Raw genomic sequence first — 11,765 nt, forward strand, 5'->3', positions numbered from 1 at the left:
GTATAATTAAATATACATAAGTAAAACTTATAGTTCCATATCATAAACTTGAATGATAAATATACTTATTTTTAAGTGTAATGTATTGTTTTACTAAAGTATTGATTATACAATTGTATATGAAGCATTAACTTGCACAATTTTAAAGGGGGAACAAAAATGAGCTCAAGTTTAAAAGAACAATCTAAAAAGTCTTTTGAATTGAACGGTAAAACTTACACGTTTTATAGCTTGAATACGTTAGACGAATTAGGATTATCTAATGTTGATAAATTACCATATTCTATCCGCGTATTATTAGAATCAGTATTAAGACAATTTGACGGACGTGTAATAAAAGAAGAACACATCATGAATTTAGCTAAATGGGGTAAATCTAACGATGAAAATGCAGAAGTACCATTTAAACCATCACGTGTTATTTTACAAGATTTCACAGGTGTACCTGCAGTAGTAGATTTAGCTTCATTACGTAAAGCGATGGATGATGTTGGCGGAGACGTTTCTAAAATTAACCCTGAAGTTCCTGTTGATTTAGTAATTGACCACTCTGTACAAGTTGATAGTTACGCTTTACCTAATTCATTAGAAATGAATATGAAATTAGAGTTTGAACGTAATATTGAACGTTATCAGTTTTTAAACTGGGCAACGAAGTCATTTGACAACTACCGTGCTGTTCCACCAGCTACAGGTATTGTTCATCAAGTTAACTTAGAGTATTTAGCAAATGTTGTACATGTAAGAGAAGAAAATAATGAACTTGTAACATATCCTGATACTTTAGTAGGTACTGACTCTCATACTACTATGATTAATGGTATTGGCGTACTTGGCTGGGGTGTTGGTGGTATTGAGGCCGAAGCTGGTATGTTAGGACAACCTTCATACTTCCCAGTTCCAGAAGTAATTGGTGTTAAATTAACTAACGAATTGCCTCAAGGTACAACAGCTACTGACTTAGCTTTACGTGTTACTGAAGAATTACGTAAAAAAGGCGTAGTAGGTAAATTTGTAGAATTCTTTGGTCCTGGTGTTGAAAAATTACCTTTAGCAGACAGAGCAACAATTGCTAACATGGCGCCTGAATATGGTGCAACATGTGGTTTCTTCCCAGTAGACGAAGAATCATTAAGTTATTTACGTTTAACTGGTCGTACTGAAGAACAAGTACAAGTTGTAGAAAAATATTTAAAAGAAAATAATATGTTCTTCAAAGCTGAAAAAGTAGAACCAACATATACTGATGTTGTGAATTTAGACTTATCTACTGTAGAAGCTTCATTATCAGGACCTAAACGTCCACAAGATTTAATCAAATTAAGCAATATGAAAGAATCCTTCGTAGATTCAGTTACTGCTCCAGCAGGTAACCAAGGTCACGGATTTGATAAATCAGAATTCGACAAAACTGTAGACATCGAATTAGCAGATGGTAAGAAGACTTCTATGACTACTGGTGATATTGCTATTGCAGCTATTACATCATGTACGAATACTTCAAACCCATATGTTATGTTAGGTGCAGGTTTAGTAGCTAAAAAAGCAATTGATAAAGGATTAAAAGTGCCTGATTACGTTAAAACATCATTAGCACCTGGTTCAAAAGTTGTAACTGGTTATTTAAGAGATGCTGGTTTACAACAATATTTAGATGAACTTGGTTTTAACCTTGTAGGTTATGGCTGTACGACTTGTATTGGTAACTCAGGTCCTTTATTGCCAGAAATTGAAAAAGCAATTGCTGATGAAGATTTACTTGTTACTTCTGTATTATCTGGTAACCGTAACTTTGAAGGTCGTATTCATCCTTTAGTTAAAGCAAACTACTTAGCTTCACCACAATTAGTAGTAGCATATGCATTAGCTGGAACAGTAAATATTGACTTACAAAAAGATCCATTAGGTAAAGATAAAAATGGCGAAGATGTCTACTTAAAAGATATTTGGCCATCAATTGAAGAAGTTAAAGATACAGTTCTTTCTGTAGTTACACCTGAATTATTTAGAGAAGAATACAAATCAGTATTTGAATCAAATGAAGTTTGGAATCAAATTGAAACAACAGATCAACCATTATATGACTTTGATCCAACTTCAACTTATATCCAAAACCCAACATTCTTTGAAGGTTTATCTAAAGTACCAGAAGATATTCAACCTTTAAGTGATTTACGAGTAATGGGTAAATTTGGAGATTCAGTAACAACAGACCATATTTCTCCTGCCGGTGCGATTGGTAAAGATACACCAGCTGGTAAGTACTTACAAGATCATGACGTTGCGATAAGAGACTTTAACTCATATGGTTCTCGTCGTGGTAACCATGAAGTAATGATGAGAGGTACGTTTGCTAATATTCGTATCAAAAACCAATTAGCTCCAGGTACTGAAGGTGGATATACAACTTATTGGCCAACAGAAGAAGTTATGCCTATCTTTGATGCTTCAATGAAATATCAAGAAAATGGCGTTGGCTTATGTGTATTTGCTGGTAATGACTATGGTATGGGATCTTCTCGTGACTGGGCAGCTAAAGGTACTAATCTTTTAGGTGTTAAAACAGTAATCGCACAAAGTTACGAACGTATTCACCGTTCAAATCTAGTTATGATGGGTGTATTACCTTTACAATTTAAAAAAGGTGAATCAGCAGATAGCTTAGGTTTAACAGGTAGAGAATCAGTATCAGTAGAGATTCATGAAGGTGTTAAACCTCGTGATATTCTGAAAGTTACTGCAACTAGTGAAGATGGTAAAGTAACTGAATTCGAAGCTTTAGCAAGATTCGATTCAGAAGTTGAAATTGATTACTATAGACACGGTGGCATTTTACAAATGGTATTAAGAAACAAATTAGCTTAATAATTTCAAACAACTGCCTATTTATTTAGGTAGTTGTTTTTCTATTTGTGTTATGATTAGGTTAAGGAATTTAGAAAGAGGGATAGAAGTATGATTTATAGTGAAACACCAATAGATGTAAGATATGCAGAAACAGATAAAATGGGTGTTGTATACCATGCCAATTATGCAATATGGTTTGAAGTTGCAAGAACAGACTATATTTATAAAGCTGGTTTTAGTTATGCAGATATGGAAAAGGCAGGTATTATTTCACCTGTAGTAGACTTGAATATTAAGTATAAACAATCAATAACTTATCCTGAAAAAGTTATTATTAAAACTTGGATTTCACATTATTCACCAATCAGATCCATATATTCTTATGAGATTTTAAATGAGAATAGAGAAGTTGTTTCTACTGGGTCAACAACACATGTTTGCTTGAAAAAAGGATCAAATAGACCGATTAGATTAGATAAAAGTTTTCCTGAGTGGCATGAAGCGTATATGAAAATTCATGAAGAAACTGAAAAAGGTATTGATCGTAAGTTATAAAAATAAGCAGATGTGTTTCGCTTGATTAACGAAATACATCTGCTTTTTATAGTTTATCTTGAAGTTTTAACTTCATATTTAATTTCTCCATTATCGTTTATATCAATTACTAAATCGTTACCTTCAAAGTACCATAAATCTTTTTCATCAATAAAAAACGGAATGTCATTTTTAACATCTTTAAAGCCTATTTCTGAAGAACTTAAAGGTTCTACAGTAAAAGCTGGTGAGAAGCCTTGTTTTAATTGAAATTCACCGCCATAGCGAACGAAAAATCTTAATGCTTGATTGTCACCGAATTCTAATTCATCTTTAAACCATTCGATTGCTTTATCAGTAATTTCTAAATTCATAGTGCATTCTCCTTTACATCCATTTGATTTTTGGTTCATTTCCTTTGAATATTCTTACGATATTGGATTGATGTCTAACGAGTAGAATAATCATGATGACAACTGATACGATGAAGAAAGTTAAGTCACCTATGAATATTGCGCCAATTACACAACATACACTTGCTAAGATACTAGATAATGATACATATTTTGTTAAATATAAAATTATAAAGAATATAAATGCTAGTGTTATGAGTAATAATGGGTGCACAGCAAGAATGACGCCAGCACTTGTGGCAACAGCCTTACCTCCTTTGAATTTCAAGAAGATAGGAAATACATGACCGATAACTGCACAAATACCTATGAATATACTAGGAATATCTACATTAAACCATAATGAAAAGAAAACTACAATGAAACCTTTGAATATGTCTAAAAACATAACAAGAAATCCAGCTTTTTTCCCTAATACTCTAAATGTATTTGTGGCACCTAAATTGCCACTTCCAAATTGTCGAATATCTTTTTTATAAAATAATTTACCTAACACGAGGCCACTTGGGAAACATCCAACTAAGTAGCTAAGTATAATAACAACAAATGTCATTATTGAAACACTCCTTTGATAGCAGGTACTAATAGTTTACCATAACTGATTATCGGTTACTATTTAAAAATATGCTAATGTGGTCATAATGTAAAGTGAAATTGTACCACTATTTGGGATAGGGCTTGCATTTTCTAGGGATTTATAACAAAATAACTAATGTATAGTAAAAGAAACGAACGTACGTTTGTAGGAGGAGAAATATTGAATAAACAAGCAAAAGTTCAATATGGTGAAGATTCAATACAAGTACTTGAAGGGTTAGAAGCAGTTAGAAAAAGACCCGGAATGTATATTGGTTCAACAGATGTTCGAGGACTTCACCATTTAGTATATGAAATAGTAGATAACTCTGTTGATGAAATTTTAAATGGATTTGGAACTGAAATAGAAGTGACAATTCATAAAGATAATAGTATATCTGTGTCGGATAATGGTAGAGGTATGCCAACAGGATTACATAAGACTGGTAAACCAACTCCAGAAGTTATTTTTACAGTACTCCATGCTGGGGGTAAATTTGGCCAAGGTGGATATAAAACATCTGGTGGTTTACACGGTGTAGGTGCATCAGTAGTTAATGCTTTAAGTGAATGGTTGGAAGTAACGATATATAGAGAAGGTTATATTTATAAGCAAACATTTAAAGACGGTGGGATACCAGTTACAACATTAGAGAAAAAGGGGAAAACACGTAAAACTGGTACAACTGTTCATTTTAAACCGGATTCTAAAATCTTTAAGACTTCTACACATTATAATTTTGATACGCTGTGCGAGAGATTACAAGAGTCTGCATTCTTGTTGAAAGCATTGAAAATTAAAATAAGCGATTTAAGAGGCGATGAGCCAAGAGAAATTTCTTACCATTATGAAGATGGTATTAAAGAATTTGTTAAATATTTGAATGAAGGTAAAGATGTACTTCATGATGTAGCAATGTTTAGTGGTGAATCTAATCAAATAGAAGTAGATATTAGCTTTCAATTCAATGATCAATATTCTGAAACGATTTTGAGCTTTGTTAATAATGTACGTACTAAAGATGGTGGTACACATGAAACAGCATTAAAAACAGCTTTTACAAGAGTATTTAATGAATATGCTCGTAAAATTGGCGAACTTAAACAAAAAGATAAAAACTTAGACGGTAGTGATATTCGTGAAGGTTTAACCGCTATCATATCAGTTAGAATTCCTGAAGATTTATTACAATTTGAAGGACAAACTAAATCTAAGTTAGGTACTACTGAAGCCCGTGCTGCTGTGGACTCAGTAATGTCTGATCAACTTCCTTTCTATTTAGAAGAAAAAGGGCAACTATCAAAATCATTGCTTAAAAAAGCTGTTAAAGCTTCTCAAGCACGTGAAGCAGCTCGAAAAGCACGTGAAGAGGCAAGAAACGGAAAGAAAAATAAACGTAAAGAAACATTGTTGTCTGGTAAATTAACACCAGCTCAAAGTAAAAACACTGAGAAAAATGAACTTTATCTTGTTGAGGGTGATTCAGCAGGTGGTTCAGCTAAATTAGGTAGAGATCGTAAATTCCAAGCAATTTTACCTTTAAGAGGTAAAGTAATTAATACTGAAAAAGCTAAATTAGATGACATTTTTAAAAATGAAGAAATTAACACGATTATTCATACTATCGGAGCAGGAGTCGGCGCTGATTTCAGTATTGAAGACAGTAATTATAATAAAGTAATTATAATGACCGATGCAGATACTGATGGAGCCCATATTCAAGTGTTATTACTTACATTCTTCTTTAAATATATGAGACCGTTATTAGAAGCTGGAAAAGTCTATATCGCATTACCTCCTTTATATAAATTAGAAAAAGGTAAAGGGAAAAGTAAGCAGATTGAGTACGCTTGGACAGACGAGGATTTAGAAGTATTAATGAAAAAAATTGGTAAAGGATTCACTTTACAACGTTATAAAGGTTTAGGTGAAATGAATGCCGATCAATTATGGGAGACTACAATGGACCCAGAAACGAGAACATTAATAAGAGTGAGTATTGATGATGAAGTTCGCTCACAACGTAGAGTTACAACATTAATGGGTGATAAAGTAGAACCACGTAGAGAATGGATTGAAAGACATGTTCAATTTGGTATGCAAGAAGACCAAAGTATACTTGAAAGTGATGATATTCAAGTATTAGATGACGAGGTAGAATCAATTGAGGGGGAAGTTAATTAATGGTTGAACAAATTCAAAACCTTCCTTTAGAAGATGTTATAGGTGATAGATTTGGTAGATACAGTAAATATATTATCCAAGACCGTGCACTTCCAGATGTACGTGACGGTTTAAAACCTGTACAACGTAGAATTTTATTTGCAATGTATAAAGACGGCAATACATTTGAAAGAAACTTTAGAAAAAGTGCTAAAACTGTTGGTAATGTTATTGGTAATTATCATCCACATGGTGATACTTCTGTTTATGAAGCAATGGTTCGTATGAGCCAAGATTGGAAATTAAGACATGTTCTAATAGAAATGCACGGTAACAACGGTAGTATTGATAATGATCCTCCAGCAGCAATGCGTTATACAGAAGCAAAATTAAGTAAGTTGGCTGAAGTTCTTTTACAAGATATAGATAAAGAAACAGTAGATCATATACAAAACTTTGATGATACTGCAATGGAGCCAATGGTGTTACCAGCTAGATACCCTAACTTATTAGTAAATGGTTCAACTGGTATCTCAGCCGGGTATGCAACGGATATTCCACCACATAATTTAGGTGAAGTAATAGATGCAACATTGAAATTAATTGATAAACCTAGTACAACAATAGATGAATTAATAGAACATATTAAAGGTCCAGATTTCCCAACAGGTGGTATTATACAAGGATTAGACGGTATAAAAAAAGCCTTTAAAACAGGTAAAGGTAAAATAGTAGTTCGTAGTAAAGTTGAAATTGAAACGATTAGAGGTGGACGTGAACAAATTATTGTCACTGAAGTACCTTTTGAAGTAAACAAAGGAACACTTGTTAAGAAAATAGATGAGCTACGAGCAGATAAGAAAATTGAAGGTATAGTTGAAGTTCGAGATGAAACAGACAGAAACGGTTTAAGGATAGCAATTGAACTTAAGAAAGATGTAAACAGTGAAGGTGTATTAAATTACTTATATAAAAATACTGATTTACAAGTTCTATATCATTTCAATATGGTAGCTATTAATAAGAGACGTCCAGAATTACTAGGATTAAAACAAATACTAGAAAGTTATGTAGAACACCAAAAAGAAGTTGTGACTAAACGTTCACAATATGAATTATCACAAGCTGAAAAGAGAATGCATATTGTAGAAGGTTTGATTAAAGCATTATCTATTCTAGACGAAGTAATAGAAACAATTAGGGCATCAAAAAATAAACGTGACGCTAAAGAAAATTTAATAGAAAAATATGATTTTACTGAAGAACAAGCTGAAGCTATCGTAATGCTACAATTATATAGACTTACAAACACAGATATAGTTTCACTTGAAAACGAATTTGATGAATTACAGAAGACTATAGAGAGACTTAATGATATTCTTCAAAATGAAAAAACACTATTAAAAGTTATTAAAAATGAATTAAGAGCTGTTCGCAAAGAATTTGCTAATGATCGTTTAACTATAATCGAAGAAAAAATTTCAGAAATTAAAATCGAAAAAGAAATACTCGTTCCTAGCGAAGAAACAATTGTTTCAGTAACACATGATGGTTATATTAAACGTACATCTAACAGAAGTTATATTGCTAGTGGAGTTGAAGAAGTGGGTCTTAAAGATGGAGACTACTTATTAATGCACGAAAAGATGAATACTCAAGATACCTTAATTGTATTCACATCTCAAGGTAATTATTTATTTATACCTGTACATGAAATTGTTGACTTAAAATGGAAAGATTTAGGTAAACATATATCACAAATGATTCCTATAAGTGATGATGAGAGAGTAATTTCTGTTTATAAAGAAACAGATTTCAAACAGGATTCTAATTATATTATTGCTACTAAAAACGGTATGATTAAGAAATCAACAAATGATAAATTTAAAGCTTCAAGAATTACGAGACCTTTAGTTGCAATTAAGCTTAAAGGGGACGATGAGGTCGTATCTGTATTGAAAATTACTGAAGATGAACTTATTACAGTTATAACAGAAAAAGGAATGAGTTTAACTTATGATACTGACGAATTGTCTGATATTGGATTAAAAGCAGCAGGCGTTAAATCTATAAATTTAAAAGAAAATGATAATGTTGTTATGACAGATACATTACCAGATAATCAATCGGTATTAATCATTACGAATCGTGGTTCAGTGAAAAGAATGAAAGCTGATCAATTTGTACCAGCCAAAAGAGCCCAACGTGGTTTAATGATATTAAAAGAATTAAAATCTAAATCACATTCAATTATCAATGCACTGACAAGTTCAGAAGATGAATCATGTGTCATTTTATCAGAAAAAGATCGTGTGAAAGTTAATATGAAAGATTTTAACTATAGTGAAAGATATACAAACGGTAGATTTATTGTTGATGAAAATGATTTTGGACAAGTCATTGGTGCTTATTTTGAAGAAAAAGCAATCGAATAAAAATATATAGTCATAATTAATCGCACATGGTAAAATCATGATAGCGATTTATTATGATTATATTAATTAGAATTGAGGGATTTCTTTGAAGAATTTTGATAGTTATATCCCAAGTTGGTTTCATGACTTTGTGCAATGGGGTAATGATTTAATTTGGACTCAAAACTTGATTTTCTTACTCTTACTAGCTGGTGTCTTCTTTACAATAAGTTCTAAAGTTGTACAACTAAGATGGTTACCAGAAATGTTTAGAGTGATTTTTGAAAAACCCGAAACACTAGAAGATGGAAGAAAAGGTATTTCTTCTTTCCAAGCTTTCGCGATTAGTGCAGCCTCACGAGTTGGTACTGGTAACATTGCTGGTGTTGCAACAGCAATAGTTTTAGGTGGCCCTGGAGCAGTATTTTGGATGTGGGTCATTGCTTTTATTGGTGCAGCAAGTGCATTCTTTGAAGCAACATTAGCTCAAGTATATAAAGTTAAAGATAAAGAAGGCGGATATAGAGGTGGACCAGCCTATTACATAGAACATGGATTAGGACAAAAATGGTTAGGTGTTTTATTCGCAGTACTAATCACAGTCACTTTTGCATTTGTATTCAATACAGTTCAATCTAATACTATAGCAGCATCTTTAAACGAACAATATGAATTTTCTAACGTCATTACTGGTATTATTTTGGCTGTCATTACAGCATTAGTAATATTTGGCGGTGTTAGAAGTATCGCTACTGTATCTTCATTTATTGTTCCAATTATGGCAATTGGGTACATCATATTAGTTGGTTATATTTTAGTAATAAATATAGATCAAGTTTGGCCAATGATACAAAATATCGTTAAAAGTGCATTCGGTCTTCATCCAGCATTCGGTGGAGCTATGGGCTTTGCTATTATGCAAGGTATTAAACGTGGTTTATTCTCAAATGAAGCAGGTATGGGTTCTGCGGCAAACGCAGCAGCAACAGCAGCAGTAAGTCATCCTGTTAAACAAGGTTTAATCCAATCATTAGGTGTATTTTTCGATACTATGGTTATTTGTACAGCAACAGCTATAATGTTGTTACTATACACAGACTTACAATTTGGTCCAGATGCAGAACAAGGTGTAGCAGTAACTCAACAAGCACTTACAACTCATGTAGGTGAATTTGGTGGTATATTCCTTACAATAGCAGTATTTATGTTTGCATTTTCTTCAATAATAGGTAACTACTATTACGGTCAATCAAACATTGAATATTTAACTAAAAATAAAATCATCATGTTTATTTTTAGAATATTAGTTGTAGGAATGGTGTTTGTAGGATCAGTTATTCAAGTTCAAACAGTTTGGGATACAGCTGATTTATTTATGGGATTAATGGCAATTATTAATATAGTTGCATTATTCGGACTTGCTACAGTTGTGTTTGAAGTTGCAAAAGACTATAGAGCACAAAGAAAACGCAAATTAAATCCTGTATTTAAAATTGAAAATTTAAGTGCAAACTTTAGTAATATTGAAGCATGGGGAGATAATCCTTACAAAAAAGAAACAAAAAAAGATAAAAAAGTAAGAAAGCAAGAAACATCAGATATTGATACAAAGTATGAAGAACCTAAAGAAAATACTTTTGAAAATATTGATGATGACTATGATAATAAAGATAAATAACAATAATAAAAAGCACAATTCATTTTGAATTGTGCTTTTTATTATTTGAAAAGGTTAGTTAAAGAATTAAAGATATCTTTAATTGCATTTACTATTTTATCCCAGAAGCCTTCATCTTGTAATTTATCTTTGATATTATTACCTAGATCTTCTGCATTTTTTTTTGCATTTTTAAAATCATCTGATTTAACTAGATCATTAACATAATCTTTTGAGTTATTGATAAAGTCTTTTGCATTTTCACCACTAAAGACACCATCTTGTTGCGCTTTATCAATGACGTTTACTATCATGTTTATTTGATTGTCACTAATAATATTAGTTAAACCATTGTCTTCAATTTTTTGATTTACGATATTTGTAATTTCATTCACTGTAACATTCCCTGATTTTTCTGCTACAGCTTGTTTAGATTCTGCAATCGTCTTATTTAATTGTGATTGTGAAAAACCTTCTTGATTGCTATTTTCATCAGATATTTGATTAATAGTAGATAATTCTTCTTGAGCAACTTGAGTTCTGCTTGAATCGACTGATTCTCCTTGTGCTTCAAAGGCTTTGTAAACACCTGCTAGAGCACTCTCACCTGTTACATCTTCACTTGAAGCGATTGTAACGTCAGCATCCTTGATACCAGCAGTCATTAAAGCATTTTTATAAGTATCTTCTGTGACTTTTGTGATTTTTCCTTGATCTTGATTTATGTTTAAGTTTAGTCCACTACCTTTTGATGTTTTAGTAATTCGGATACTTGATTTTAAAACATCATTCGATGATTGCATATTTAAATACTTATTTAAATCATCAGCATTAACGTAAGTTGTTTTATCACTGTTTTTAGAACCTAATAAGTTTGATGTTGTATCTTTAGCAGATGGATTATTTTCTAAAGCTGCTCCATAAACAGTAACCGCATTATCCCATGCTTCCTCAGTTACAGCTTGAGCTTGGTGTTTCGGATATAAAATTGTTGAAAGTAGTAAAACAGATAAAATACTTAATATATATAGTTTCATGTTCTTCATATGTTTGCACATCCTCAATGTTATTGATATTAAAAATATCTATCATTATATTATCATCAATTGTATAATATGTAATAGGTCTTCAGAATGAGGTTTGAGATATGGGAAAATACA

Annotated in this window: 8 protein-coding genes; 5 read left to right on the forward strand and 3 right to left on the reverse strand. The window is 32.0% G+C overall.

The genetic code is table 11. From position 1 onward, the window contains the following. Positions 1–159: 159 nt before the first annotated feature. Positions 160–2,865: an aconitate hydratase AcnA gene (acnA, locus tag CD129_RS11380; RefSeq protein WP_115337484.1), complete on the forward strand. Its 2,706-nt coding sequence runs from the start codon at positions 160–162 to the stop codon at positions 2,863–2,865. 90 nt (positions 2,866–2,955) lie between these two features. Next, the gene (gene menI, locus CD129_RS11385; protein WP_078356333.1) at positions 2,956–3,402 is read left to right on the forward strand and encodes a 1,4-dihydroxy-2-naphthoyl-CoA hydrolase MenI; all 447 of its coding nucleotides are present in this window, start codon (positions 2,956–2,958) and stop codon (positions 3,400–3,402) included. Between the two features lie 53 nt (positions 3,403–3,455). Here the strand turns inward: menI and CD129_RS11390 are convergent, their stop codons facing one another. After that, complete coding sequence (locus CD129_RS11390) at positions 3,456–3,755, reverse strand: HesB/YadR/YfhF family protein (protein WP_078356334.1); 300 nt, start codon at positions 3,753–3,755, stop codon at positions 3,456–3,458. Between the two features lie 13 nt (positions 3,756–3,768). Beyond that, entirely contained in the window at positions 3,769–4,350 is a 582-nt protein-coding gene (gene plsY, locus CD129_RS11395; protein ID WP_239710313.1) for a glycerol-3-phosphate 1-O-acyltransferase PlsY, read from the reverse strand. A 201-nt stretch (positions 4,351–4,551) separates the two neighbouring features. Here plsY and parE point away from each other — a divergent pair, with 201 nt between their 5' ends. The 3 genes from parE to alsT all read left to right on the forward strand — a co-directional run bounded on the left by parE (position 4,552) and on the right by alsT (position 10,626). After that, positions 4,552–6,555: a DNA topoisomerase IV subunit B gene (gene parE, locus CD129_RS11400; protein ID WP_078356336.1), complete on the forward strand. Its 2,004-nt coding sequence runs from the start codon at positions 4,552–4,554 to the stop codon at positions 6,553–6,555. Further along, on the forward strand, positions 6,555–8,969 hold the full coding sequence (parC, locus tag CD129_RS11405) for a DNA topoisomerase IV subunit A (protein ID WP_107510105.1): 2,415 nt from the start codon (positions 6,555–6,557) through the stop codon (positions 8,967–8,969). The genes parE and parC overlap by 1 nt, the downstream gene beginning before the upstream one ends. Positions 8,970–9,054: 85 nt before the next feature. Then, positions 9,055–10,626: a glutamine transporter AlsT gene (alsT, locus tag CD129_RS11410; protein WP_078356338.1), complete on the forward strand. Its 1,572-nt coding sequence runs from the start codon at positions 9,055–9,057 to the stop codon at positions 10,624–10,626. Positions 10,627–10,667: 41 nt separating this feature from the next. Here alsT and CD129_RS11415 read toward each other — a convergent pair whose 3' ends face one another. Then, positions 10,668–11,651 carry a DUF1002 domain-containing protein gene (locus CD129_RS11415; RefSeq protein WP_078356339.1) on the reverse strand — a complete coding sequence of 328 codons (984 nt, stop codon included), beginning with the start codon at positions 11,649–11,651 and terminating at the stop codon, positions 10,668–10,670. Positions 11,652–11,765: the final 114 nt, after the last annotated feature.

This window comes from Mammaliicoccus fleurettii, assembly GCF_003970575.1.
In the GTDB taxonomy this organism is placed as follows: domain Bacteria; phylum Bacillota; class Bacilli; order Staphylococcales; family Staphylococcaceae; genus Mammaliicoccus; species Mammaliicoccus fleurettii.

Excerpts from the sequence above, each read along its gene's own strand:
- acnA (WP_115337484.1), top strand. The coding sequence starts at position 160 with ATGAGCTCAAGTTTAAAAGAACAATCTAAAAAGTCTTTTGAATTGAAC.
- menI (WP_078356333.1), top strand. The coding sequence starts at position 2,956 with ATGATTTATAGTGAAACACCAATAGATGTAAGATATGCAGAAACAGAT.
- CD129_RS11390 (WP_078356334.1), bottom strand. The coding sequence starts at position 3,755 with ATGAATTTAGAAATTACTGATAAAGCAATCGAATGGTTTAAAGATGAA.
- parC (WP_107510105.1), top strand. The coding sequence starts at position 6,555 with ATGGTTGAACAAATTCAAAACCTTCCTTTAGAAGATGTTATAGGTGAT.
- CD129_RS11415 (WP_078356339.1), bottom strand. The coding sequence starts at position 11,651 with ATGAAGAACATGAAACTATATATATTAAGTATTTTATCTGTTTTACTA.